This window comes from Stenotrophomonas sp. MYb238 (genome assembly GCF_009496535.1).
GTDB lineage: Bacteria > Pseudomonadota > Gammaproteobacteria > Xanthomonadales > Xanthomonadaceae > Stenotrophomonas.
The window spans coordinates 188,101-212,104 of sequence record NZ_WIDL01000004.1 but is presented as its reverse complement, the minus strand read 5'-3'; the positions used below and the strand labels follow the sequence as shown (position 1 = coordinate 212,104).

Annotated in this window: 19 protein-coding genes; 11 read left to right on the top strand and 8 right to left on the bottom strand. The window is 69.0% G+C overall.

Features of this window, described 5'->3' with window-relative positions; translation table 11 throughout:
- The first annotated feature begins 98 nt into the window (after nucleotides 1–98).
- The 3 genes from CQ393_RS04540 to CQ393_RS04530 all read left to right on the top strand — a co-directional run bounded on the left by CQ393_RS04540 (nucleotide 99) and on the right by CQ393_RS04530 (nucleotide 3,330).
- On the top strand, nucleotides 99–1,061 hold the full coding sequence (locus tag CQ393_RS04540) for an alpha/beta hydrolase (RefSeq protein WP_306767947.1): 963 nt from the start codon (nucleotides 99–101) through the stop codon (nucleotides 1,059–1,061).
- On the top strand, nucleotides 1,058–2,665 hold the full coding sequence (locus tag CQ393_RS04535; protein WP_153190436.1) for a carboxylesterase/lipase family protein: 1,608 nt from the start codon (nucleotides 1,058–1,060) through the stop codon (nucleotides 2,663–2,665). Before CQ393_RS04540 ends, CQ393_RS04535 begins: the two co-directional genes overlap by 4 nt.
- 68 nt (nucleotides 2,666–2,733) lie before the next feature.
- A complete protein-coding gene (locus tag CQ393_RS04530) occupies nucleotides 2,734–3,330 on the top strand; it encodes a cysteine dioxygenase family protein (protein WP_153190435.1) in 597 nt (198 codons plus the stop codon).
- A gap of 233 nt (nucleotides 3,331–3,563) precedes the next feature.
- Here CQ393_RS04530 and CQ393_RS04525 read toward each other — a convergent pair whose 3' ends face one another.
- Together CQ393_RS04525 and CQ393_RS04520 are read right to left on the bottom strand one after the other, a co-directional pair.
- Nucleotides 3,564–7,370, bottom strand: a complete 3,807-nt coding sequence (locus tag CQ393_RS04525; protein ID WP_153190434.1) for a LamG-like jellyroll fold domain-containing protein — start codon at nucleotides 7,368–7,370, stop codon at nucleotides 3,564–3,566.
- A 138-nt stretch (nucleotides 7,371–7,508) separates the two neighbouring features.
- The gene (locus tag CQ393_RS04520; protein WP_153190433.1) at nucleotides 7,509–10,262 is read right to left on the bottom strand and encodes a TonB-dependent receptor; all 2,754 of its coding nucleotides are present in this window, start codon (nucleotides 10,260–10,262) and stop codon (nucleotides 7,509–7,511) included.
- A gap of 272 nt (nucleotides 10,263–10,534) precedes the next feature.
- Here CQ393_RS04520 and CQ393_RS04515 point away from each other — a divergent pair, with 272 nt between their 5' ends.
- Both CQ393_RS04515 and eda read left to right on the top strand, forming a co-directional pair.
- The gene (locus CQ393_RS04515) at nucleotides 10,535–11,557 is read left to right on the top strand and encodes a sugar kinase (protein WP_153190432.1); all 1,023 of its coding nucleotides are present in this window, start codon (nucleotides 10,535–10,537) and stop codon (nucleotides 11,555–11,557) included.
- Nucleotides 11,544–12,182: a bifunctional 4-hydroxy-2-oxoglutarate aldolase/2-dehydro-3-deoxy-phosphogluconate aldolase gene (gene eda / locus CQ393_RS04510; RefSeq protein WP_153190431.1), complete on the top strand. Its 639-nt coding sequence runs from the start codon at nucleotides 11,544–11,546 to the stop codon at nucleotides 12,180–12,182. The genes CQ393_RS04515 and eda overlap by 14 nt, the downstream gene beginning before the upstream one ends.
- Before the next feature lie 243 nt (nucleotides 12,183–12,425).
- Here eda and CQ393_RS04505 read toward each other — a convergent pair whose 3' ends face one another.
- The gene (locus CQ393_RS04505) at nucleotides 12,426–14,528 is read right to left on the bottom strand and encodes a TonB-dependent receptor (RefSeq protein WP_228114278.1); all 2,103 of its coding nucleotides are present in this window, start codon (nucleotides 14,526–14,528) and stop codon (nucleotides 12,426–12,428) included.
- A 202-nt stretch (nucleotides 14,529–14,730) separates the two neighbouring features.
- On the opposite strand from CQ393_RS04505, the gene CQ393_RS04500 reads away from it, so the two are divergent.
- From CQ393_RS04500 to CQ393_RS04490, 3 genes are all read left to right on the top strand, one after another.
- Nucleotides 14,731–15,933: an amino acid aminotransferase gene (locus CQ393_RS04500; RefSeq protein ID WP_343199539.1), complete on the top strand. Its 1,203-nt coding sequence runs from the start codon at nucleotides 14,731–14,733 to the stop codon at nucleotides 15,931–15,933.
- A 270-nt stretch (nucleotides 15,934–16,203) separates the two neighbouring features.
- Nucleotides 16,204–17,217, top strand: coding sequence for a class 1 fructose-bisphosphatase (locus tag CQ393_RS04495; RefSeq protein WP_153190428.1), 1,014 nt, complete (start codon nucleotides 16,204–16,206; stop codon nucleotides 17,215–17,217).
- Between the two features lie 112 nt (nucleotides 17,218–17,329).
- Entirely contained in the window at nucleotides 17,330–17,755 is a 426-nt protein-coding gene (locus tag CQ393_RS04490; RefSeq protein ID WP_194269590.1) for a nuclear transport factor 2 family protein, read from the top strand.
- 15 nt (nucleotides 17,756–17,770) lie between these two features.
- On the opposite strand, the gene CQ393_RS04485 is transcribed toward CQ393_RS04490, so the two are convergent.
- Nucleotides 17,771–18,862 (bottom strand): PA0069 family radical SAM protein, encoded by a 1,092-nt coding sequence (locus CQ393_RS04485; protein ID WP_153190426.1) that lies wholly within the window; start codon nucleotides 18,860–18,862, stop codon nucleotides 17,771–17,773.
- A 113-nt stretch (nucleotides 18,863–18,975) separates the two neighbouring features.
- Between CQ393_RS04485 and cls the strand changes: the two genes are divergently transcribed.
- The 3 genes from cls to CQ393_RS04470 all read left to right on the top strand — a co-directional run bounded on the left by cls (nucleotide 18,976) and on the right by CQ393_RS04470 (nucleotide 21,623).
- Entirely contained in the window at nucleotides 18,976–20,436 is a 1,461-nt protein-coding gene (gene cls, locus CQ393_RS04480; protein ID WP_153190425.1) for a cardiolipin synthase, read from the top strand.
- A gap of 156 nt (nucleotides 20,437–20,592) precedes the next feature.
- Entirely contained in the window at nucleotides 20,593–20,871 is a 279-nt protein-coding gene (locus CQ393_RS04475) for a hypothetical protein (RefSeq protein WP_228114257.1), read from the top strand.
- Entirely contained in the window at nucleotides 20,868–21,623 is a 756-nt protein-coding gene (locus CQ393_RS04470; protein ID WP_153190424.1) for a pyridoxine 5'-phosphate synthase, read from the top strand. The genes CQ393_RS04475 and CQ393_RS04470 overlap by 4 nt, the downstream gene beginning before the upstream one ends.
- A gap of 216 nt (nucleotides 21,624–21,839) precedes the next feature.
- Here CQ393_RS04470 and CQ393_RS04465 read toward each other — a convergent pair whose 3' ends face one another.
- From CQ393_RS04465 to exbB, 4 genes are all read right to left on the bottom strand, one after another.
- Nucleotides 21,840–22,235 (bottom strand): biopolymer transporter ExbD, encoded by a 396-nt coding sequence (locus CQ393_RS04465; protein ID WP_153190423.1) that lies wholly within the window; start codon nucleotides 22,233–22,235, stop codon nucleotides 21,840–21,842.
- Between the two features lie 126 nt (nucleotides 22,236–22,361).
- A complete protein-coding gene (locus CQ393_RS04460) occupies nucleotides 22,362–22,772 on the bottom strand; it encodes a biopolymer transporter ExbD (protein WP_055768671.1) in 411 nt (136 codons plus the stop codon).
- Between the two features lie 3 nt (nucleotides 22,773–22,775).
- Nucleotides 22,776–23,201: a biopolymer transporter ExbD gene (locus CQ393_RS04455; protein WP_153190422.1), complete on the bottom strand. Its 426-nt coding sequence runs from the start codon at nucleotides 23,199–23,201 to the stop codon at nucleotides 22,776–22,778.
- Nucleotides 23,202–23,246: 45 nt separating this feature from the next.
- Nucleotides 23,247–23,990 carry a TonB-system energizer ExbB gene (gene exbB, locus CQ393_RS04450; protein ID WP_153190421.1) on the bottom strand — a complete coding sequence of 248 codons (744 nt, stop codon included), beginning with the start codon at nucleotides 23,988–23,990 and terminating at the stop codon, nucleotides 23,247–23,249.
- Between the last annotated feature and the right edge of the window lie 14 nt (nucleotides 23,991–24,004).

Below are 24,004 nucleotides of genomic sequence, written 5' to 3'. Positions count from 1 at the left end.
GGTGTCATATGGCAATACGCAACGCATCACGGCCCCACCGGCCCCGCATCGCGAGATTTCCCATGTCCCCGTACAGTGTCCGCAGATCGTTGTTATTGATGGCTTTTCTTGTAGTTTCCGGATTCTCTACCGGGACCGCGGTCGCCAGCATCGATGGTGAACCGGTACCGGGATCGGCGCAACGGATCGCGCTGTGGCCGACCGGATTGGCACCGGGGGACAAACCGCTGTCGCAGGCGCCGCAGGTCGTCGAGCGCAGCGCCGATCCGGCGCTGCCGGACCGCTACGTCACCCATGTCAGCGAGCCCTGGCTGGTCGTGTACCGGCCGGCCCGGCCCAACGGCACCGCGCTGCTGGTCGCGCCCGGCGGTGGCTACCAGCGCGTGGTGCTGGACAAGGAGGGCTCGGCCTTGGTGCCGGCCTTCGTCGACCAAGGCGGCATCACCCTGTTCGTGCTGCGCTACCGCCTGCCGGGCGAAGGCCGCGAGGATCGCGATGCGGCGCTGGCCGATGCGCAGCGCGCCATGCGCCTGATCCGCGCCCGTGCCGGCGAATGGCAACTGGATCGACGGCGCATCGGCGTGATCGGCTTCTCCGCCGGCGGGCACCTGACCGCGCGCCTGGGCAACGGCTTCGACCAGCCCGCGTATCCGGCCACCGATGCCATCGACCGCGTCAGCGCGCGTCCCGACTTCCAGCTGCTGATCTATCCGGTGATCGACATGGCCGGCGCGGACGCGCACCCCGGTTCGCGCGAACGGCTGCTCGGCCCGCGGCCGGAACCGGCGTTGCAGCGGCGCTACTCGATGCAGCACCAGGTCCGCGCCGATACGCCGCCGACTTTCCTGGTGCACGCCGGCGACGACGACGCGGTCCCGGTCGGCAACAGCTTGGGCTTCTACGCCGGGCTACGCCGGGCCGGCGTGCCGGCCGAGCTGCACGTGTTTGCGCACGGCGGGCACGGCTTCGGCACGCGCGGCATCGCCGGCCTGACCGCCGCCGCGTGGCCGCGGCTGGCGCTGGACTGGATCGCCGCGCAGCGGACGGAGCGCGCGCCATGAGCGCCACGCCCGCCGACCCGCGGCGCCGCGATTTCCTGCGCGCCGGCACGCTGTGTTCGCTCGGCGCCGGACTGGCCACCGCGCTCCCGGCCGCGGCCGCACGCGGGCAGGCCAGTCCGATCGCGCGTCTGCGCGGCGGCCGCGTCGCCGGGCAGACCGAGCAGGGCATCCATGTCTTCCGCGGCATTCCCTACGGCGCCGATACCGCACCGCGGCGCTTCCAGCAGGCGGCGCTGGAAGCGCCATGGCACGGGGTGCGCGATGCGCTGGCGTGCGGCCCGGCCGCGCCGCAGACCAGCGGCGAAGGCCCGGGCAGCGAGGATTGCCTGTATCTCAACGTATGGACGCCGGCCCTGCGCGATGGCGGCCGGCGCCCGGTGCTGGTGTACATCCACGGCGGCGCCTACAACAACGGTTCGGGCAGCGATCCGCTGTACGACGGCGGCAATCTGTGCCGGCGCGGCGACGTGGTGGTGATCACCGTCAACCACCGCCTCAACCTGTTCGGCTACCTGTACCTGGCCGGCCTCGGCGGCGATGCGTTCGCCGATTCGGGCAATGCCGGCCAGCTCGACCTGGTGCAGGCGCTGCAGTGGGTGCGCCAGCACGCGGCCGAGTTCGGCGGCGACGCCGGCAACGTCACCGTGTTCGGCCAGTCCGGCGGCGGCGCCAAGATCGCCACGCTGATGGCGATGCCGGCGGCGCAGGGACTGTTCCACCGCGCCTGGACGATGAGCGGCCAGCAGGTCACCGCCGCCGGCCCGCGCGCGGCCACCCAGCGCGCGCGACGCGTGCTGGAACACTTCGGCCTGCGCGACCCGCAGGCACTGCGCACGCTGCCGATGGAAAAACTGCTGGAAGCGGTGAAGCTGCGCGATCCATCAACGGTCGAGGACACCGGCCTGTACTTCGGCCCGGTGCTGGACGCGCGCCACCTGCCCGTGCATCCGTTCTGGCCGCAGGCACCCGCGCAGTCGGCCGGCATCCCCATGGTCATCGGCAACACCCACGACGAGACCCGCGCCTTCCTCGGCCACGACGACCGCAACTTCGCGCTGGGCTGGGACGAACTGCCGGCGAAGCTGGAGAAGGAACAGTTCGTCGACCTGCTGCCGTCGGTGGTGATCGCCGCCTACCGGCGGATGTATCCGCACTACACGCCGTCGGAGGTGTTCTTCGCCGCGACCACCGCCGGACGCTCGTGGCGCGGCGCGGTGGAGGAACTGGAGGCGCGCGCGCGACAGGGCGCACCGACCTGGGCCTACCAGCTGGACTGGTACGACCGCGGCGGCGAAGCGGAGCGGCTGCGCGCCTTCCACACGCTGGACATCCCATTGGTGTTCCACAACACGCAGCAGCCCGGCTCGCGCACCGGTGCCACCGCCTCGGCCACGCGCATGGCCGAGGCGATGAGCGGCGCGCTGCTGGCCTTCGCCCGCCACGGCGATCCCAACCACGGCGGGCTGCCGCGCTGGGAACCGTATTCGCTGCAGCGCCGGCAGACCCTGGTGTTCGACGACGACAGCCGCCAGCAGGACGATCCGCGCGGCGGCGAACGCCGGCTGTACGCGCAGGTGCCGTTCGTGCAGCGCGGTACTTCATGAATCGGACATGCCTTCAGCCGGTGTGGATGGCGAACGGAATGTTCACCGGTTTGCCCTAGACTGGCGGCATGATTTCAGATGCAACCGGATATCCCGACTTCATCGGCCGTGAGCGGCTGGTGGCGGCCATCGACGCGGCGCTGGCCGCACCCGATGTCGCCACTACGGTGGCGCGGATTGAACAGGCGCTGCGGCAGGCCATCGCCGATCCCGCGATCGTGCTGCCCGGCTGCGTGCACGAACCGATCACCGACCACTACGCGCGCCGCGAGCTGTATCGCAGCGCGCGCCACGGCTACAGCATCGTCGCCATGACCTGGGGACCGGCGCAGGGCACGCCGCTGCACGACCACGACGGCCTGTGGTGCGTGGAAGGCGTGTGGCAGGGCGCGCTGCACATCACCCCGTACCGGATGCTGGAAAGCGGCGACGATGGTGCCCGCTTCCAGCCCCTTCCGACCCTGGCCGGCCAACGCGGCAGTGCCGGCAACCTGATCCCGCCGGACGAATTCCACGTGCTGCGCAACGCCAGCGACAGCGGCATCGCGATCTCGGTGCACGTCTACCAGCGCCCGATGGAGCACTGCACGGTGTTCATGCCCGATCCCGGACGCGACGGCTGGTACCGGCGCGAAAGCCGGTTGATGCAGACGGATACGCCATGATGCGGAGCATCTCTCCCTCGGCGGGAAGGCGCGGCTGACGCACCACAGGCACGCGTGCCTTGGAGCGCCCGGGCCGTTGGCGCAGGGCGGAGCGCCGGATCGAAGTGTGGGTACGGGCGAAGCCTCCGCGATGGTCGGCGGCGTGAGGCTTCGCCCGTACCCTCATCCGCCCCTCCGACGTACCTTCTCCCGATGGGAGAAGGGAACGTCCGGCGGTATCGGCTGATCCCCGCTTACCGCAGCGGCAGGCGGTTGTTGAGCAGCGTCACTTCCTCCGCGTCGCCTTCCTGCAGCACCCGCACGCTGGCACCGTTGCGGTCGAAGCCTGCCGGCAACGCCAGTTCCACCGTTGCCGTGCGCGGCTGCAGATCCAGCGGCGCTTCCAGCGCGGGGATCGCGACGCGCGCCACTTCGCGGCCGCGCGCGTCCTCGATCACCGCCTGGCCGGGACGGGTGGCGACATGGCCCAGGCTGTGCACGGTGAGCCGCACGCGCCCGTCCACGATCTGCAGGTCGCCGCGACCGATGCCGAGGTCGGCGCGCGTTTCCACCGGCGTGCCCGCCGCGACCCGTTCGAACTCGAACACCTGCGCCTGCTTCGGCGCGAAACGCAGCGTGGTCGAAGCGCTGCGCTCCAGCGCCACCTCGCGTACCTGCGCCCTGCCGTCGATCCTGTCGTCGCCGTCGCGGTCGGTGCCGCTGGTGATGCGCCAGGTGCCGGCGGCGATGTTCCAGCCGGTCATCGCCGCGTCCACCGGTTTGTCGCCCATGTTCCAGGCGATCACCTTGAAGCGCTCGCGCGAGGGCGCGTGCACCAGCAGCGCCACCTGCTCGGCGGCGCCCGGCTGGGCGAAACGCCAGCTCACCGCATGCCCGGGGAAGCTCTGGTTGCGCTTGAGCGCGATGCCGCCCAGGCGCAGGCGCTGCAGGAACTCGCTCGGCGCCTCGACGCGGTCGCTCCACCAGTGGCCCTCGGTGTTCATGTACTCGCGCTGCGCCTTGGCCTGGATGCCCTCGGCATGCAGGGTTTCCAGGTAGGTCTTGTCGCCTGTCAGCTGCCACGCGGTGACGGCGGCGAATCCGGCATCGCCCTTGTCGGCGGCGGCGACCAGCTGCCGGCCCCAGTCCTGCTGGCGGCCGAGCGCGTCGATGATGTTCTCGCCCAGGTTGGACAGCGCGCCGGGGCCGCCGCGCAGCACGCGGTAGTCCAGCGCCTCCAGGTACTTGTCATCGCCGCTCCAGCGCCAGGCCGCCCAGAACGTGTGCATGACGTCGCCACCGCCCGAACCCTGGTTCAGTTCGCCGCCGCGGGTCTTGCCGGTGGCCCAGTTGATCTCGTTCGGCAGTGCCCAGCGGCCCTTGTCGTCGGTGTAGGCGTGGGCGAGATAACTGTCGGCCAAGCCGGTGACCAGCCGGCGGCCGGTGGGATCGGCGTTGTACTCGCCCATCAGGAACGCCGGGTGCAGCGCCGGGAACGAATACGGCTTCTGCCATTGCCAGTTCGGCTCGCGGTAGACCTTGTTGCCGCCATACCAGTTGCTGGAGAACAGCAGGTGTCCCTGCGGGTTGCGCAGGACGATACGTTCGTCGAAGGCGCGCACCGTCTGCATCAGCCGCTCGACGGTCAGCGGGTCGCCCCAGTTGAGGTAGAGCATGGCGCTGTTGGCGTTGATGCCCTCCTCGTAGGCGTGCAGTTCGTCGGTCTCGATGGTGCTCAGGCCGTTGGCAAACATGCCGTTTTTGTACACCGCGTCGGACAGCGCGGTCAGCGAGGCATTGAGCCGGTCCGGCTCCACGCCCATCAGCGCCAGCCCCGGCCATTGCTGGGTCAGGTCGGTGTCGTCGGAAATGCCGCCGCCGAAATCGCCGTATTCGACCTGGCGGTTGTCGATCCACCAGTCGACGAAGCGGCGCACGCGCCTGAGGTCTTCCACCTGCCGGAACGCCCACAGCGGCACGCCCTTGGGCGGCTGCGGCTGCTGGAACGGCGGCCGGCCCTGGCTGTTGTAGCTGATGTAGTTCCAGTACAGGCGGCCCAGCTCGTGCTCCGGGTCCACGCGCAGCAGGTCGCTCAGGTCGGCATACACGCGCGCGTACAGGCGCTGGCGCTTGGACGTGGTGTGCTCTTCGACCAGGAAGCCCCAGTTGTCGCGCACCTGGTTGAAGCGGTCGGCGACGTGCTCCTTGAGCGCTTCCCTGCGGTCCTTGAATACCAGCCGCACCTCCGCGCCGTCCAGCGAAGCAGCGTTGAAGCCGGGCGCGGCCGAGGCGATGGAAATCCACAGGCTGTCGGCGGTGAGGATGCGGTCGCGCAGGTCCAGCCACAGCGTGCGCTTCTGTCCGGGTTTCACCGAGACCGACACGTCGATCATGTCGCGCGCTGGCCAGATCGGATCCTTGATGCGGATGTCCAGCGGGATCACCCCGCCTTCCGGGCCGTCGTGCGTGGCCGGCAGGTCCAGCGCCGGCAGGTCGATGGCGATGCCGTCCAGGCCGTCGTGCATGTTCTCCCAGCTGTAGGCCCAGCTGCGGATCAGCGGCTGCGCCGCCGGCGCGTCGCCGACGCCGGAAGGCACCAGCACGTGCACGATGGGCCGCGGATGCGCAGGCAGCGAGCCGGCCGTGCGCGTGCGCGAACCGGCCCCCTTGGGCAATGCCATCACCACACTGCGTTCGTCCGGTGCGAAGCGGCCATCGATGTAGTCGCGCAGCGCGGCGACGTTGGTGTAGTCCGGCAGCACGCTGCTGTCGATCAGGTAGCGCTGCTTGACCGTGCCTTCCGGCTCGGCGGCGTCGCTGACGCGGTAGCCCCAGATTTCCTGGATGGGCGTCTCCTGCGCGGCGTTGGCGAAGCGCAGGGTGCCGCCGGTCTGCGCGGCGAATTCGTCGACGCTGCGCACCACGCCCTTCGGCCGGGTGAAAAGCGTTCCGGCACTGCCCTGCAGTTCGCCGAACGCCGCGCCGCGGATCTCGATGCGGTTGACGGTTTCGCCCTCGGGCACGGTCAGATCGAGGTGCTGGCCGCCTTCGACATAGGTGTTCCAGTCCGGCAGCTGGAAGTAGTCGTTGCGGCCGGGCAGGCGCGAGCGGTTGTAGACGCCGGGCCAGGTGGTCTCGGCGATGCCATCGGTACCCTTCCACATCCACTGCTTCTTGTCCCTGACGTCGGCGAACTCGACCTTGCGGATCGTCGTCGTCGTGGCGGTCAGTGCCGGCGGCGGCGCACCTTCCCAGCCATGGCGGTGCCACCATGCACGCTGCGAAACGGTCGCGGTTTGATCCGCACGCGGTTCCGCGTTGCGCGCCAGCGCGGCCACGTCGCCGCCGTCGAGCATGCGGTCGTAGACGCGGATCTCGTCCACGTCGCTGCCGCGCAGGAAGTTGTAGCGGCTCTGTACCTGGTAGGGCGCCATCACCCGCCCGGCCAGCCCGAGTTGGTCGAGCGCGGCGTCGTAGTCGCCGGTGGTCTCCACGCGCGCCACCTCGCGGCCGCCGAGGAACAGGCGCGCGCCCTTGTCCTCGTCCCAGGCGAAGGCGATGTGCTGCCATTGTCCGGGCGACGGGTTCTTTTCCAGCCGGAAGGAAACGCGGGTGCGCGCCAGGTTGGCGTCGGTAACGAAGGCGTCGAAACCGTGGCCGTTCCAGTCGATGCGCAGCCAAGTCATGTCCCAGCTGCTGTGGTCGGCGTAGCCGACGCGGAAGATCACGAACGGCGCTTCGCCCACCACATAGCGCGAGCGCCAGAAAAAGGACAGGGTGCCGCGCTCGGCGCGGATGTTGCCCGGCGCGTTCCACGACAGCACGCCGTCGTCTTCCCAGCGGATCGCGCGGCCATGTGCGCCGTCATCTACCAGGCTCACCTTGTCCTGGAAGTTGGGCACGGCATCGCCCTGCGCCTGGTCGGCGACGAAACCCTGGTCGGCCGAGACGCGGAACAGCAATTGCGCCGGGGAAGAAAGCGCCGCCGCCGGGAGAGCAGCGGACAGCGCGGAAGCCAACAGCAGGAGGCGGAGCGGAGAACGGGCGGAACGTCGTGACATCGTGCGTCTCTTGGAAACGTGCGTGCGGTTGCCGGTAGCGCACGCGGTGGGCCAAGTTAGCGACGCCGACGCGCCATCACATCCTGCGTCGCACCATCCAGGAACCCTCCCGGCAGCGCGCCGGGAGGGCATCGCGCATCAGAACCTGTAACGCAGGCCCAGCGTGTAGGTGCGCCCGGTCTGGCTGTACTCCAGCGGCAGCGATACCGACGGGTTGGCCACCCACGATTCCTGCGCCTCGTTGGTCAGGTTGGCGCCTTCCAGGCTGAGTTCCAGCTGGTCGCTGATGCGGTAGTGGATCGACGCATCGAGGATGGTGGTGCCGCTCTGGCCATGCACGCCGTTGGCCTCGCTGTTGAAGCCCGCCTCGGTGCCCGGCACCTGGATCAGGTAGTCGTTGCGGTTGGTGGCCGAAACGCGCCCGGAGAAGCTCGTGCCTTCGTAGAACAGGGTGGCGTTCCACGAGTTCTTGGACTGGCCGGTCATCGCCGCCTTCTGCGCGGCGGCGCCGGAAGACAGCAGGTACTGGATGTCCGAATCGACGTAGGTGTAGTTCAGCTGCGTGCCGAAGTTGCTCCACTTGCCGGGCAGGAAGGTGAAGGGCTGCACGTAGTTCAGTTCCACGCCCTGCAGCTTGCCGCCCGGGGTGTTGATCGGCACGGTGAAGGTGAATTCGTCGCTGGGGCTGGCGTTGAGGTTGTCCAGCAGGCTGGCCGGCAGGCCGCTGTCGGCGTAGACGCGGGTTTCGCGGGTGTTCTGGATGTAGCTGCCGATGTCCTTGTAGAACAGGGTCGCGCCGAGCATGGCGCCTTCATCGAAGTACCACTCCAGGCCCAGGTCGTAGCTCTTGGCGCGCACCGGATCGAGCATCGGGTTGCCGCCGCTGACCGTCCTGGCGCTGCCGCTGACGTTGACCGTCACGCCCGGGGTCAGGCTGCCCAGGCCCGGGCGCGACATCACCTTGGCCGCGGCGAAACGCACCAGGAAGTCCGGGGTGATTTCGGCCACCACGTTCAGCGACGGCAGGGTGTCGTTGTACTCGCGGGTCACGGTGGCGGCCACCGGGGTGCCGCTGGCGGTGGCGACGCCCGTGGAGGTCTGCTTGGTCCTGACATGGCGCACGCCGAAGTTGCCGTACACCGGGATCGAGCCGATCTCGGTGGAGAACTTGCCCATCAGCCAGCCGCTGCGGTCCTGCTCCTCCACGCCGCGCATGCTGGCGGCGTAGTCGCTCAGCGCGTAGATGCCCTCGCCGCTGAGAACGCCGAACATGTCGGCGATGGCACCGAAGTTCGGCACCACCCACTTGCCCGGCGAACCGGCCAGGCCGCTGAGGCTGGCCAGCTCGGTCATGTCGACCGGCACGATGCGGGTGCCGCTGGTGAAGTTCGGCAACGAGGTGGCTTCGTTGGCGGTGCGGCGGCGCTCCATCGAGTCGAAGCTGTAGTTCTTGGCCTGTACGCCGCCGCTCAGCGTGAACGACGGGCCGGCGATCCAGGCGAAATCCAGCTCGCCGTTGTGGAACTCGTTGGTCACGTAGTTCTGGCGCAGACGGATGGTGGACAGGGTCCAGCCATTCGGGTCGGTCGGGTTGATGCCGTAATCGAACACCGGCTTGTTGGCGTTGCCACGGTAGTCGTAGCTGTAGCCCTGCACGTTCAGCTTGTCCATCATGATGGTCGCCTGGACCGGGTTGTCATGCTTGGACCGCGAGGTGCCGACCCTGCCGCTGAGGGTGAAGCTGTCGGTCAGCCTGTGCTCGCCATCGAGACTGACCTGGTAGAAATCCGTACTCCATTCGTCGTGGCGGTTCTCGGCGCGGATGTCGACGTTGTCCATCTGCGCGTAGACCAGCGCGCCGTTGCGTACTTCGCCGGCGTTGACCAGGATTTCCTTCTTCCCCAGCGCATCGGACTTGCTCAGGCCGTTGGCCTCGATGTACTTCTCGTCGCGCTTGGCGTCGATCTTCGAGTACAGCGCGTCCAGGCTGAAGGTGGTGCGGTCGCTGGGCTTGAACTGCAGCGAACCGGTCACGCCCAGGCGCTTCTGGTCATGCTCCATCAGCGTGTAGCGCGGGAAGCGCGGCGCATAGACGTCGGACTTCAACGCGTCCTTGAACGCGGAGTTCGGACTGAAGCCGCCATTGGTGGTGCCGCCGGCCCAGCGCACGGTGCCGGTGCCTTCCTCCACGGTATCGCGTTCGGAGTACGCCACCGACAGCAGCGCGCCGACCTTGCCGTCGGCCCAGCTGTTGGCGATCAGGCCGGCGAAGCGCGGCATCGCCGCCTGCGAGGCGTCGTTGTAGGCGGTCTGCACATTGGTCACGAGGGTGAAGCCGTCGTAGTCGAACGGCCGCGCGGTGCGCAGGTCGACGGTAGCGCCGAGCGAGCCCTCCTCGACATCGGCCGAGGCGGTCTTGCGCGCGATCAGCTGCGAGAACAGGTCCGAGGCGAACACGTTGAAGTCGAAGCCGCGGCTGCGGTTGGTGCCGCCCTGACCATCGCTGCTGCCGACGGTGCTCAGCGCTTCCATGCCATTGATGCGCACGCGGGTGAAATCCGGGCCCAGGCCGCGCACGGTGATCTGGCGGCCTTCGCCGCCGTCGCGGGTGATGACCACGCCGGGAATGCGCTGCAGCGATTCGGCCAGGTTGCTGTCCGGGAACTTGCCGATGTCCTCGGCGACGATGGCATCGACCACGCCGGCCTCGCCACGCTTGATGTCCAGCGCCTTCTCGACGCTGGCCCGGTAGCCGGTGACGGTCACGGTGTCCAGTTCGGTGGCGGCGGTGCCGGCGTCCTGGGCCGCCGCCGCGCCCGTCTGCAGCGCCAGTGCGATCGAGAACGCGAGCAAGGTAACCGGTGTCTTTTTCTGCTTGCCGTGTGGATACATGTGCTTCCCCTCTCCAAAGGTTTACATGCGAAGCGGTGCTTTCTGTAGTGCCAAAGGCTTATGACACCGCTGGTCAAAACCGAAAGTAGCAGGAGCCTCGGGAGGGAGCATCTTGCACTGCAACAGGGCAGGAAAGCCTTGCAAGCCATTGTCTTTGGGACATTCCTGCACCGTTCCCCGACAGGAACAGGGGACATTGGCCGCAATATGACACCGATGGCCAAACTATCGTGCCATCATTCCCGCCCGTGTAGACCGCGACAGGAGTCCCGATGAGTTCCCCCCGTGTTGTCTGTTTCGGCGAGCTGCTGCTGCGGCTCGGCGCGCCCGGCCACCAGCTGCTGCTGCAGAGCCCGTCGCTGGAGGTGCATTGCGGCGGCGCCGAGGCCAATGTCGGCGTGTCGCTGGCGCATTTCGGCCACGACGTCGCGATGATCGGCGTGGTCGCCGACAACCCGCTGGGCGCGGCGGTGACCGGCGAGCTGCGCCGGCATGGGGTGGACACCGGCCGGGTGCGTCGCGGCGAGGGCCGCATGGGGCTGTACTTCCTGACCACCGGCGCCGGCCACCGGCCCAGCGAAGTGGTCTACGACCGCGCCGATTCGGCCTTCGCCAACGCGCGCGCCGATAGCTACGACTGGCCGGCGCTGCTGCACGGCGCGCAGTGGCTGCACCTGTCCGGGGTCAGTCCGGCGCTCGGCGCCGAGGCGGCGCAGGCCACGCTGGCGGCCGCGCGCGCGGCCAACGCGGCGGGCATCAAGGTCTCCTTCGACGGCAATTTCCGGCCGAAGCTGTGGGAACGCTGGGGCGGCGACGCCCGGGCGATCCTGCGCGACCTGTTCGACTGCGCGCACATCGTGTTCGCCGACCACCGCGACATCGGCGTGGTGCTGGGCGGCGAGTTCCCGCAGGCCGACGCGCAGGCGCGCGTGGACGCGGCCGCGGCGATGGCGTTCGCCGCCTTCCCGCGGCTGCAGTACATGGCCTGCACCCAGCGCATGGCGCACAGCGTCGGCCACCACTCGCTCGGCGCGATGCTGCTCGGCCGCGACGGTGCCCGTGCGGTCGCGCCGGCCGAGGAACTGACCGACATCGTCGACCGCATCGGCGGCGGCGACGCCTTCGCCGCCGGCGTGCTGCATGGCCTGATCGAGGGCTTCGACGCCGAGGCCACGATCCGCTTCGGCCTGGCTGCCGGTTGCCTGAAGCACTCCATTCCCGGCGATTTCAACCCGGTCGGCGTGGCCGACGTGATGGCCCTGGTGGGCGAGGGCAGGTTCGATGTCCGGCGCTGATCCGCGCGTGCGCGCCGTGCTCAAGCTGGCGCCGGTGATCCCGGTGTTCACGCCCGACGGCATCGACGACGCCGTGCAGGTGGCGCAGGTGCTGTTCCGCGGCGGGCTGCCGGTGATCGAGGTGACGCTGCGCACGCCCACCGCGATGGAGGCGATCAAGGCGATGGTCGAGGCCGTGCCCGACGCGGTGGTCGGCGCCGGCACCGTGCTCGACGCGCGGCAGATGGAGCAGGTCAAAGCCATCGGCGGTCGCTTCGCGGTGTCGCCGGGCGCCACCGACCGGCTCTACGCCGCCGCGCGCGCTACCGACCTGCCGTTCCTGCCGGGCGTGGCCACCTCGTCGGAACTGATGCGCGGGCTGGAGCAGGGCCTGGACACGTTCAAGTTCTTCCCGGCGGTGCAGGCCGGCGGCGCGGCGATGCTGGCGGCGTGGAACGGCCCGTTCGGCGACGTGCGCTTCTGCCCGACCGGCGGCATCGGCGCGCAGACCGCCGCGCAGTTCCTGCACCTGCCCAACGTGCTGTGCGTCGGCGGTTCGTGGCTGACCACGCGCGACCTGCTGGCGGCGCGCGACTGGGCCGGCATCGAGCGGCTGGCGCGCGAGGCGGCGGTGCTGCCCGGCTGAGATACCAAGGGCCTTGTGCACCCGGAATCACCGCACGAGCGCCCGTAGGAACGCCCGTAGGAGCGCACTTCAGTGCGCGATGGAGCTGTATCGGGAAAGCTCCATCGCGCACTGAAGTGCGCTCCTACAACACGCTCCGCCAGAAACTTTCCCGCTGAACTCCCGTGCCGGGCACGCCCGGCACCTGCGACTGCCCGCCATCGAACATCCGCAACGGGACGGCATGCACCCGCCCGCAGGCTCTCAGCCGTCGTCCGACGCCGCCGGCCGCGCCCACTGCCATTCCAGGCCCAGCGTCCAGCCACGGCCCGGGCCCGGTTCGTAGTAGCGCTGGTTGCCGTCGTTGACGATGACCGAACCGATGTGGCGCCGGTCCAGCAGGTTGTCCACGCGCGCGAACACGCGCAGCGGGCCGCGCGTGGTCCGCCATTGCCGCACGGCTTCCAGGTTGAGCAGCGCATGGCCCGGCGCGCGGGCATCGCCCAGGTCGTTGGCGGGCGTGGCGCCCGCGGCCACGGTTTCCACGGCCAGTTGCCACGGTCCCGGTTGCCAGCGCCAGCGCGCGTGGAACTGCTGGCGCGGCACGCCCGGCAGCGCGGTGCCGGCCGCCACCGGGTTGCGCGGCAGGGTGCAGGGCGCGGGCAGGCCGGTGCAGGTCAGGTAGCCTTCGCGCACGCTGGCCTGCAGCCAGGTCCAGGCCAGCTGCAGCTGCTGGGTATCGCCGACGGGCTGCAGCCAGCCCAGCTCCACGCCCTGGCGGCGGGTGGCGCCGATGTTGCGGTAGCTGCTGCGGCCGCCGCGGTTGCTGGCCACGGCCAGCTCGTCGTCGGTGTCGGCGCGGAACAGCGCCAGCTCCAGCCGCGCGCCGGCCTGCGTGCGCCACTTGGCGCCGAGTTCGACGTTGCGGCTGGTGGCCGGGGACAGGTCCAGCGCCAGCCCGGCGCCGCCATCGGCGCGGTAGCCCAGCTCGTTGAAGGTCGGCGTCTCGAAGCCGCGGCCGGCCGAGGCATACAGGCGCAGGTTCTCGCCGGCACGGAACACCAGCCCGGCCACCGGCGTGGTGGCCGCGTAGTCGCGACGGCCGCTGTCGTCGGGATTGCCGGCGCCGATGTAATGGTCGTCGGACCGGAACCGCACCCGGCTGTGGCGCGCCCCGGCCAGCAGCGACCAGCGCGGGCCGATTTCCCACCAGGCCTGCGCGAACTGGTCCACGTTGCCGACGCGGTCGTGCTGGTCGCGCCGCAGCCGGCCCCTGACGCCCAGCGTATCGCCGACGAAGTTCTCATGGCCGGTGCGGTGCTGCTGCTGGCGGTCGGCGTTGGCGCCGATCATCAGTTCCAGCGGCCGGCCGGCCAGCGCGCCATGCCAGGCCCAGCGCGCATCCACGCCGCCATAGCCGCCGTCCAGGTCGATCACCCCGCCCGAATGCAGCGGGCTGGCCTGCGCCGATGGCGGGATCGCCAGGAACTGCTCGACCGTGCGCTGCCCGGCGTAGGCCATCAGCCGCCAGGTCCGGCGCCCGCGATCCAGCGTGTACACCGCGCCGGCCTGCGCCTGCCGCACCGATTTGCGGGTGTCGTACTGGGTGGCGACGGCGGTGGCCTGGCGCGGGTCCTGGCGCACCTGTTCGCGGCTCAGGCCCAGCGGGTCCTGCGCGTGCGGGGCATCGAGCACGTTGAACAGTAGGTCCAGGCGCTGGCCCGGCGCAAGGTCGAACCCGAGCCGCGCGTTGAGCAATCCGCGCCGCGCCGCGCTGTGTTCGCGCCAGCCATCGGTGCGGTAGTGGCTGGCGGCGATGTTGTAGCGCATGGCGTCGGCCTGGCCCCGGAGCTGCAGGCCGAAGCTGCGGCTGTTGTCGCTGCCGACGGCGGTACGCAGCCGCCACGGATCGCCTGCCTGGCCATCGGCGCTCCACAGCTGCACCACGCCACCAGAGGAGTTGCCGTACAAGGCCGAGAACGGACCGCGCAGCACGTCGATGCGGTCGGCGCCGAGCAGGTTGAAATGCGACAGCTGGCCCTGGCCGTCGGGCAGCGTCGCCGGCACGCCGTCGGCCAGCAGCCGCACGCCGCGCACGCCGAAGGTGGAGCGCGCGCCGAAACCGCGGATCGACAGCTGCGTGTCCTGCGCCAGGTTCTGCCGCTCGCGCGCCAGCAGGCCGGGCACGCCGCCCAGGGCCTCGGAGACCAGCGCGCCCCGGCCGTTGCCCGCGTCCACGCCGAGGGTGGTCATCGACGCAGGCAGGTCGAAGTCGTCGACCGCATGGACGCGCGCGGCCTGCACCTGCACGGCATCCAGCGTGGCCAGCGCCGGGCCGGCCAGCGTTGTCGCCGGCGCCGCCAGCATCGATCCCGTCAACAGCAACCACCGCCCGTTTCGCTTCATGCGGGCATCATCGCCCATCGCCGCCGATCGCTGCACCGCGCGCTGACGGTTCCGCCTGAAACCCTGCGGCCAATGGTCCGCGGCCCTGTTAGGATGGGGCGGTTTGACCGCGCCGCGCGGTCGTCCCGAACTTCCCCCTCCCGCCACCGTGACGAGTACCGCCGTGTCCTTCTTTGCAAACGTGGAACAGGTTCCTGGCGACCCGATCCTGGGTCTGACCGAGGCTTACAACGCCGACCCGCGCCCGACCAAGGTCAACCTTGGCGTCGGCATCTATTACGACGAGGACGGCCGCATCCCGCTGCTGCGCGCCGTGCATCTGATCGAGCAGCAGCTCGCCGCCGAGGCCAAGCCGCGCGGCTACCTGCCGATCGACGGCCTGCCGGCCTACACCCAGGCCACGCAGAAGCTGGTGTTCGGCGAGGGGTCGGAGCTGATCGCCGCCGGCCGCGTCGCCACCTCGCAGACCATCGGTGGCAGCGGCGCGCTGCGCGTGGGCGCGGACCTGCTGCACAAGCTGCTGCCGCACGCCACCGTCGCCATCAGCAACCCGAGCTGGGAAAACCACCGCGCCGTGTTCGGCGCCGCCGGCTTCGACGTGGTCGATTACACCTATTTCGACAACGCCAGCCACGGCCTGGATTTCGCCGGCATGATCGCCGACCTGCAGAAGCTGCAGCCGGGCACCGTGGTGCTGCTGCACGCCTGCTGCCATAACCCGACCGGCGCCGACCTTGACACCGCGCAGTGGCAGCAGGTCGCCGCGCTGCTGAAGGACCGCCAGCTGTTCCCCTTCATCGACATGGCCTACCAGGGCTTCGACAAGGGCATCGAGCAGGACAGCCAGGCCGTGCGCATCATCGCCGAGGCCGGCATTGACAGCTTCGTCGTCGCCAATTCGTACTCCAAGTCGTTCTCGCTGTACGGCGAGCGCGTCGGCGCGCTGTCGGTGGTGGGCCCGGACGCGACCTCGACCAAGGCCGTGCAGTCGCAGGTCAAGCGCATCATCCGCACCATCTACTCCAGCCCGTCCACCCATGGCGCCGCGCTGGTGGCCGGCGTGCTGGGCAGCGCCGAGCTGCGCGGCATGTGGGGCGCCGAGCTGACCGAAATGCGCGAGCGCATCCATGCCCTGCGCGCCGGCATGGTGCAGAAGCTGGCCGCCCTGGGCGCGCCGGAATTCGGCTTCATCCAGCAGCAGGCCGGCATGTTCTCCTACTCGGGCCTGAGCAAGGCGCAGGTGGACCGCCTGCGCGACGAGTACGGCATCTACGCCGTGGGCACCGGCCGCATCTGCGTGGCCGCGCTGAGCCAGAGGAACCTGGACTACGTGGCCAAGGCGGTCTACGAGGTCAGCCGCGGCTGATCCAGCCACGGCGCCGCAACGGAAAAGCCCGGGATTTCCCGGGCTTTTTTGTACCCGCGTGCCGCGCTCCCGTAGGAGCGACTTCAGTCGCGATGGAGCTTTACCGGTAAAGCTCCATCGCGACTGAAGTCGCTCCTACAGAGGCGCCACCTGCACGGGACAGGCGCGCGGGCGCCATGTCCGCACCAGGACAAACCCTGGCCTGCGTTCGCAAATATCCGGACAACCCGCGACAATGGCGCCCCTTTTGTCCGAAGGTAGCTCCCGACCATGTCCCGCACGTCGCTGACCCGCTTCCTGATCGAAGAACAGCATGCCCGGCGCATCAACGCCGACCTGCGCCAGCTGGTGGCGGTGGTGGCCCGCGCCTGCACCAGCATCTCGATCGCGGTGAGCAAGGGTGCGCTGGGCGGCGTGCTCGGCGACGCCGGCACCGGCAACGTGCAGGGCGAGGCGCAGAAGAAGCTGGACGTGATCTCCAACGAGATCCTGCTCGAGGCCAATGCCTGGGGCGGCCACTTGGCCGCCTGCGCGTCGGAGGAAATGGACCACAGCCAGCCGGTGCCGTCGGAGTATCCGCACGGCGACTTCCTGCTGCTGTTCGATCCGCTGGACGGCAGCTCCAACATCGACGTGAACGTGTCGGTGGGCACCATCTTCTCGGTGCTGCGCGCGCCGGCCGGCGTGGACAAGCCCGGCGACGAGCATTTCCTGCAGCCGGGCGTGGGCCAGGTCGCGGCCGGCTACTGCATCTACGGGCTGAGCACGATGCTGGTGCTCAGCGTCGGCCACGGCACCCACGCCTTCACCCTGGACCGCGAGACCGGCGAGTTCGTGCTGACCCAGCGCGGCATGCAGGTGCCGGCCGACACGAAGGAGTTCGCCATCAACATGTCCAACCAGCGCCACTGGGAAGCGCCGATGCAGGGCTACGTGGCCGACCTGCTGGCCGGCCGCGAAGGCGTGCGCGGCAAGGACTTCAACATGCGCTGGATCGCCTCGATGGTGGCCGACGTGCACCGCATCCTCACCCGCGGCGGCATCTTCATCTATCCGTGGGACAGGAAAGAGCCGTCCAAGCCGGGCAAGCTGCGGTTGATGTACGAGGCCAACCCGATGTCGATGCTGATCGAGCAGGCCGGCGGCGCGGCGACCGACGGGCGCCGGCGCATCCTCGACATCCAGCCCGACCAGCTGCATCAGCGCGTGCCGGTGTTCCTCGGCTCGCGCAACGAGGTGGCCGAAGCCACCCGTTACCACCACGAGCACGACGTGCAGGCCTGAGCCTGCGCCCGGCGGGGCCGCATCCGGCATGGCACGCCGGCCATGCCATGCGGCACTACCCGGCCGCGCCGGCTGCGGCCATCATCGGCGCCGGCTTCCCAGGAACCTGCCGATGCGTGCACTGATCGCCCCGCTGCTGCTGTTTCCGCTCCTGGCCTGGGCGCAGACGCCCACACTCGAGCAGGCCGACACCGACTGGAACCGCCTGCGCCTGCAGGGCGACGCATCGGCGTTGGCACCGCTGCTGGCCGAGGACTGGCTGCTCACCCATTCCGACGGCCGCGTGCAGCGCAAGGCCGACTACCTGCAGGAACTGGCCACGCGCCAGCGCCGCAACACCCGCATCGACAACCAGGACGTGCAGGTGCGCCGCTACGGCGATACCGCCATCGTCACCGGTACCAGCGTGCAGGCGGCGGTCAGCGACGGCCAGCCCTGGGAAGGGCGCTTCCGCTTCACCCGCGTGTGGGTGCTGCGCGAAGGCCGCTGGCAGATGGTGGCCTCGCACTCGTCGCGGCTGGGCGAAACCCGGCCCTGACGGCGGCCACGCGGCTCAGAACAACTCGCCCTGCGGCGAGGCCTTGCGCGGCGGCGCCGGCGCCACGAAACGGCTGCAGTCCAGCCATGGCCACTGCTCGCGCGAGGCGTTGAAGCCCAGGCGCTTGCTGGCCAGCGCGAAACGCCGCGCCAGCAGCTGCGCGTAAACGCCTTCGCCGCGCATGCGCTTGCCGAACCGGCTGTCGTAGTCCTTGCCGCCGCGCAACTGGTTGATGGTGCTCATCACGTGCTCGGCCCGCTGCGGATGGTGCGCCTGCAGCCAGTCGTGGAACAGCGGCGCCACCTCGTAAGGCAGGCGCAGCAGCACGTAGCCGGCACTGCGCGCGCCGGCATCGCGCGCGGCTTCCAGCACCGCTTCCAGTTCGGCGTCGTTGACCCAGGGAATCACCGGCGCGACCATCACCCCCACCGGGATTCCCGCCTCGTGCAGGCGCCGCATCGCCCGCAGCCGCGCATGCGGCGCGGAGGCGCGCGGTTCCAGTTTCGCCGACAGGTGCGGGTCCAGCGAGGTCACCGAGAAGTGCACGTTGACCAGACGCTGCTCCGCCAGCGGTGCCAGCAGGTCGATGTCGCGCTCGACCAGCGCGTTCTTGGTGATCAGCGAGAACGGATGGCGGGTTTCCAGCATCACCTCGATCAGCTGGCGGGTGATCCCCAGCCTGCGCTCGACCGGCTGGTAGGCGTCGGTGTTGATGCCTAGGGCAATCGGCTTGACCACGTAGCCGGGCTTGGCCAGCTCCCTGCGCAGCAGCTCGGCGGCGTTGGTCTTGGCGAAGATCTTGGTCTCGAAATCCAGCCCCGGCGACAGGTTCAGGTAGGCGTGGGTAGGCCGCGCGAAGCAGTAGGAGCAGCCATGCTCGCAGCCGCGGTACGGATTCACCGACTGGTCGAAACCCACGTCCGGCGAGGTGTTGCGGCTGATGATGCTGCGCGCGACTTCCACGCGCACATCGGTGCGCAGGCGCGGCGCGGCGAATTCCTCGCCCTCGTCGGCCAGCCAGCCATCGTCGACGGCGTCGGTGGTGGTGGTTTCGAAGCGGCCGGGCAGGTGGCTGCTCGCACCGCGGCCCTTGATCGGAGTCGGCATCATCGCGCTACGCTAGCGCGGGCGCGTCGCAGATGCAGCGACGCGGCGTTCATGCAGGTGCACGCGGCGGCCCATGTCGCGCGCCGCGCACCGGCCATGGCTAGAATCGCGGCATGCGCGAAACCCTGCACAGCCTCTGGACCAGCGTGTCCTCCATCCCGCACGCGGCCCAGGTCCTGGCGGCCACCTACGTGGTGTACCTGGTGCTGCTGGCCTGCTACATCCTGCTGCAGAAACGCGAGCCGGTGGCGACGCTGAGCTGGATCCTGTCGCTGGCGGCGCTGCCCTACATCGGCCTGTTCGTGTTCTACGTGTTCGGCCCGCAGAAGATCGTGCGCCAGCGGCTGCGGCGCGGGCGCTCGCGCGAGGGCATGGAGGCCTACAACACGGTCTGCCCGGCGGACGTGCACTGCACCGAGCTGGCGCGCATCGGCCAGGCCACCACCGGCCTGCCGCCCAGCACCGCGACCGCCGTGGACTGGCTGGTCGATGGCGGCGCGACCTATGCGGCGATCCTGGAGGCGATCGCCGGCGCGCGGCGCCACGTGAACCTGGAGTACTACATCTTCGAGCCGGACCATGCCGGCACCGCGATGCGCGACGCACTCGTCGAGCGCGCCAGGGCCGGGGTCACGGTGCGCCTGCTGCTGGACGCGGTCGGCTCCTCGCGGATCAGGCGCCGCTTCCTGCAGCCCCTGCTCGAAGCCGGCGCGGAAGTGGTGTGGTTCCACCCGCGCCAGCTGCTCAAACCGTTCAAGCGTCCCTGGCTGAACCTGCGCACCCACCGCAAGCTGGTGGTGATCGACGGCCGGATCGCCTTCACCGGCGGCATCAACATCACCGACGCCGAGGACGACAGCCGCAACCCCGATGCCTACCGCGACCTGCACACGCGCCTGGCCGGCCATGTCGTGCGCAGCCTGCAGCTGGTGTTCCTGGAGGACTGGATCTACGCCAGCGGGCAGGGCATGACCCGTTTCGACCGCGAGGACCTGTTTCCTTCCGACAGTCCCGCGCGCGAGGACGGCACGGTGCAGGCCCAGGTGCTGGTCTCCGGCCCGGATTCCTCCTGGGAGGCGATCCACCGCCTGCACGTGGCGGCGATCCACGAGGCCTCCCGCCGCGTATGGCTGGTGACGCCGTACTTCGTCCCCGGCGAAGCGGCGCGCATGGCGCTGACCTCGGCCGCGCTCGGCGGCCTGGACACGCGCCTGCTGGTGCCGCGGCGCAGCGATTCTCTGTTCGTCACCCTGGCCGGGCGCTCCTACTACGACGAGCTGCTGCAGGCCGGGGTCAAGATCTACGAGTACGGCCCGCGCATGCTGCACACCAAGGCCTTCATCGCCGACGACGACACCTGCATCGTCGGCAGCGCCAACTTCGACCACCGCAGCTTCCGCCTGAACTTCGAGCTGTCGATGCTCTACCACGACCGCGGACTGACGGCGGAGCTGGAGGCGATCCTGGAACAGGAGTTCGCCCGGGCCACGCCGGTGCTGCCCGACCGCCGCTGCCCGCTGTGGCGGCAACGGCTGCCCGAGGCGGTGGCCCGCCTGGCGTCGCCGCTGCTGTAGCAGGGGCTGCGCGCGGCCGCGCATGCCACCGGCCAGGGTACCCGGCCGCCACCTCCATGCCCGGCACCGCGCGTGCGCAGGACGTCGCTGGGTCCTGGCGCGTGGAAGCGGCCCCGGGCGGACCGCTACACTGGGTGCCCTATCGGGGAGACCGTCATGTATTGGCTGTTCCTGCTGCTCGCACTGGGCGCCTTCGTCCTTGCCATCACGACCACGCAGACGTGGCTGCTGCTCCTGTCGCTGCTCGCGGCGCTGCTGCTGTTCCTGCTGTGGATGAAAGGACTGTACGCGGCACGCTTCGGCGGCACCGCCAGCCAGACGCCCCGGGCGCTCCACCCGGCCGAGCTGCAGGCCCTGCGCGAACAGCTGGGGCCGGGCAGGACCGCGACCGTTGCCCCTTCTTCCCCCGCATCCGAAGAACACCCGCCGTCATGACCCGTCTCAGCGTCAACGTCAACAAGATCGCCGTCCTGCGCAACTCCCGCGGCGGCAACGACCCGGACGTGCTGCGCGCGGCGACCGCCTGCCTGGACGCCGGCGCGCACGGCATCACCGTGCATCCGCGCCCCGACCAGCGCCACATCCGCGCCGACGACGTGCACGCGCTTTCCGCGCTCACCCGCGAACGCGGCGTGGAGTTCAACATCGAGGGCAATCCGTTCGCACCGCCGCGTCCGGGGTATCCCGGGCTGCTGCCGCTGTGCGCGCAGACCCGGCCGGCACAGGCAACGCTGGTGCCCGATGGCGACGGCCAGCTCACCTCGGACCATGGTTTCGATTTCGCCCGCGACGGCGAGCGCCTGCGCCCCCTGATCGCCGCATTGAAGGACGTCGGCTGCCGGGTCAGCCTGTTCGTCGATGCCGGCAACCCCGCAATCGCAGCCGCCGCGGCGCTTGGCGCGGACCGCATCGAACTCTATACCGGCCCCTATGCCGAAGCCTTCGCCGCCGGCACTCCAGACGCGGCGATCGCCCTGTTCGCGGATGCGGCCAGGCGTGCGCAGGCGGCGGGGTTGGGCGTCAACGCCGGCCACGACCTGTCGCAGGCCAACCTCGGCCGTTTCCTGCACGACGTGCCGCAGGTGCTGGAAGTCTCCATCGGCCACGCCCTGATCGGCGAAGCGCTGTACGACGGCCTCGACGCCACGGTGAGAGCATATTTGGCGGTAATCGCGCGCGGCTCCTGAGAGCGTCGCCGGCAACAACGCGCGGCCGTGTTTGTGGGAAGCGACGCGTTGTAGGCAGCGCGGCCCCATGAACTTCGCGGATGCGGTCTTCTTCGACCTTCAAGTACCCAGCCGTCCGATTACGGACGGCACGCATTCGTAGCTTCTCGTCGTCATAAAAAAACGCCCCCGGCTAGCGGGGGCGTTTTCCAGTCGCGTCATGACTTGGGTATTGCGTTACTGCACGAAACCGATCTTCTTCATCTGGGCGTTCTTGGCCTGGGCCAGGATCTTGGCCATGACCTCGTACTCCGAATCCGGATTGGCGTCGATGCGAAGTTCCGGCGGGTTGGCCGGATTCTTCCTTACTTCTGCCTCCATCCTCTGCTGCAACTCTTCCAGGGCTACCTGGCTTTTGTTCCAGTAGATCCGGTTGTCTGCATCCACGCGCAGATCAATCGTCTGCGGTGTGCCGTTGCTTACTGTTGCTGGCTTGGCAGTCCGCTGCGGTAGATCCACGGTAATCGGGTGCATCATCCACCTTGCAGTTACTACAGTGGCGGCAAGCCAACCCAGCGCTGCCAGCACAACCACCAGTACAACCACCATGACAACCTTGCTCGACTTCGCCATGCAAAGCTTCCCCTGCTTTGTTATCTCGGAACCTTAACAGCTCATAAGGCCGGACTGCAAAGGCAAAAAAAAACGCCCCCGGCTAGCGGGAGCGTTTTCCAGTCGCGTCATGACTTGGGTATTGCGTTACTGCACGAAACCGATCTTCTTCATCTGGGCGTTCTTGGCCTGGGCCAGGATCTTGGCCATGACCTCGTACTCCGAATCCGGATTGGCATCGATGCGAAGTTCCGGCTGGTTGGTCGGATCCTTCTGTACTTCTTCTTCCATCTTCTGCTGCAGCTCGTTCACGTTCACCGGGCTGTTGTTCCAGTAAACCTGATTGCTCGCATCCACGCGCAGATCAATCGGCGGCGGCGGCTCGCGCAGCTGCGGCGGCGGGTTGATGACCCGCTGCGGCAGGTCCACGGCGATCGGGTACGTCATGATCGGCGCAGTCACGATGAAGATGATCAGCAGCACCAGCATCACGTCCACGAGAGGCGTGACGTTGATGTCGGCCATGGGGCCCCTGTTTCCACCACTACTGAATGCCATCGCTTATTGCCCCTTTTCTTTGGTGGCAACGAAACCGACGTCCAGCATGCCCTGGCTCTGCGCGATCTTGGTCACTTCGTTGATCACGCTCATCTTGGTGGTCTTGTCACCACGCAGATTGAGCGGCGGCTGCGGCGTCTGCTGGGCAGCAGTGGCGAAACGCGATTCCAGGGTCTCCTTCGACACCGGCTCATCGTTCCAGTAGAGCGAACCGTCTTCCTTGACCGCCACCGTGATCGGCCCGGAACGCTTTTCGGCGTCGTCCGGGTTGATGTACAGGTTGGCCTCGGGCAGCTCTACCTTGACCTTGTGGGACATCAGGGGAGCCGTGATGATGAAGATGATCAGCAGCACCAGCATCACGTCCACGAGGGGCGTGACGTTGATGTCGGCCATGGGGCCGCCGCTGTTACCACTACTGAAAGCCATAACGGGCTCCGTCTATATCGTTGCGAGGACTGCTCTGCTGCCGGCTCAGCGAACGCGCGAGCCGGTGGCGAAGAAGTCGTGCAGATCGTGCGCGAAGGTGTCGAACTTGCTGACGGTGGCGCTGTTGATCTTGCTGAAGAAGTTGAAGGCGAACACGGCCGGGATCGCGACGAACAGACCGATCGCGGTCATGATCAGCGCTTCACCCACCGGGCCGGCAACGGCGTCGATCGAAGCGGAGCCGGTGGCACCGATCTTGATCAGCGCGCCGTAGATGCCCCACACGGTACCCAGCAGACCCACGAACGGAGCGGTCGCGCCGACGGTGGCCAGCAGGATCATGCCGCCCTGCAGCTTGTTGGATTCGCGGGTGACGGCCTGACGCAGGGCGCGGTCGACGAACTCCGAACGGCTCAGGGTCTCGGCGGCGCCGGCCTGCTGGTGGTGCGCAGCAGCCTGGGCGGCGTCCAGGGCGATCTTGGAGAACGGCTCGGAAGCCGGCTGCTCTTCCATCGCGCGGATGGCGTCCTGGGCATTGGCGGCATCCCAGAACATGCCCGGCACGCGGTCGGAAGCCGACTTCAGGCGGGCGGTACGGAAGATGTTGATAACGGTCCAGTACCAGGACATCGCCGACATCGCGACCAGGGTCAGCAGCACGACCCAGGAAACCGCGAAGTCACCCGGCTTGGAGGTCATTTCGTGAATCAGATGCTCGAAGCCCATCTGCGAGAGCGCGTTGTTTGCGTTGCCCCCGGCAGCAGCGGCGATGAAGATTTCCTGCAGCATGACGCTTACCTTTG

Excerpts from the sequence above, each read along its gene's own strand:
- CQ393_RS04490 (WP_194269590.1), top strand. The coding sequence starts at position 17,330 with ATGCGTGCACTGATCGCCCCGCTGCTGCTGTTTCCGCTCCTGGCCTGG.
- CQ393_RS04465 (WP_153190423.1), bottom strand. The coding sequence starts at position 22,235 with ATGGCGAAGTCGAGCAAGGTTGTCATGGTGGTTGTACTGGTGGTTGTG.
- CQ393_RS04470 (WP_153190424.1), top strand. The coding sequence starts at position 20,868 with ATGACCCGTCTCAGCGTCAACGTCAACAAGATCGCCGTCCTGCGCAAC.
- CQ393_RS04540 (WP_306767947.1), top strand. The coding sequence starts at position 99 with ATGGCTTTTCTTGTAGTTTCCGGATTCTCTACCGGGACCGCGGTCGCC.
- CQ393_RS04475 (WP_228114257.1), top strand. The coding sequence starts at position 20,593 with ATGTATTGGCTGTTCCTGCTGCTCGCACTGGGCGCCTTCGTCCTTGCC.
- CQ393_RS04460 (WP_055768671.1), bottom strand. The coding sequence starts at position 22,772 with ATGGCATTCAGTAGTGGTGGAAACAGGGGCCCCATGGCCGACATCAAC.
- cls (WP_153190425.1), top strand. The coding sequence starts at position 18,976 with ATGCGCGAAACCCTGCACAGCCTCTGGACCAGCGTGTCCTCCATCCCG.
- CQ393_RS04455 (WP_153190422.1), bottom strand. The coding sequence starts at position 23,201 with ATGGCTTTCAGTAGTGGTAACAGCGGCGGCCCCATGGCCGACATCAAC.
- eda (WP_153190431.1), top strand. The coding sequence starts at position 11,544 with ATGTCCGGCGCTGATCCGCGCGTGCGCGCCGTGCTCAAGCTGGCGCCG.
- CQ393_RS04520 (WP_153190433.1), bottom strand. The coding sequence starts at position 10,262 with ATGTATCCACACGGCAAGCAGAAAAAGACACCGGTTACCTTGCTCGCG.
- CQ393_RS04515 (WP_153190432.1), top strand. The coding sequence starts at position 10,535 with ATGAGTTCCCCCCGTGTTGTCTGTTTCGGCGAGCTGCTGCTGCGGCTC.
- CQ393_RS04505 (WP_228114278.1), bottom strand. The coding sequence starts at position 14,528 with ATGCTGGCGGCGCCGGCGACAACGCTGGCCGGCCCGGCGCTGGCCACG.
- CQ393_RS04495 (WP_153190428.1), top strand. The coding sequence starts at position 16,204 with ATGTCCCGCACGTCGCTGACCCGCTTCCTGATCGAAGAACAGCATGCC.
- CQ393_RS04485 (WP_153190426.1), bottom strand. The coding sequence starts at position 18,862 with ATGCCGACTCCGATCAAGGGCCGCGGTGCGAGCAGCCACCTGCCCGGC.
- CQ393_RS04530 (WP_153190435.1), top strand. The coding sequence starts at position 2,734 with ATGATTTCAGATGCAACCGGATATCCCGACTTCATCGGCCGTGAGCGG.
- exbB (WP_153190421.1), bottom strand. The coding sequence starts at position 23,990 with ATGCTGCAGGAAATCTTCATCGCCGCTGCTGCCGGGGGCAACGCAAAC.
- CQ393_RS04535 (WP_153190436.1), top strand. The coding sequence starts at position 1,058 with ATGAGCGCCACGCCCGCCGACCCGCGGCGCCGCGATTTCCTGCGCGCC.
- CQ393_RS04525 (WP_153190434.1), bottom strand. The coding sequence starts at position 7,370 with ATGTCACGACGTTCCGCCCGTTCTCCGCTCCGCCTCCTGCTGTTGGCT.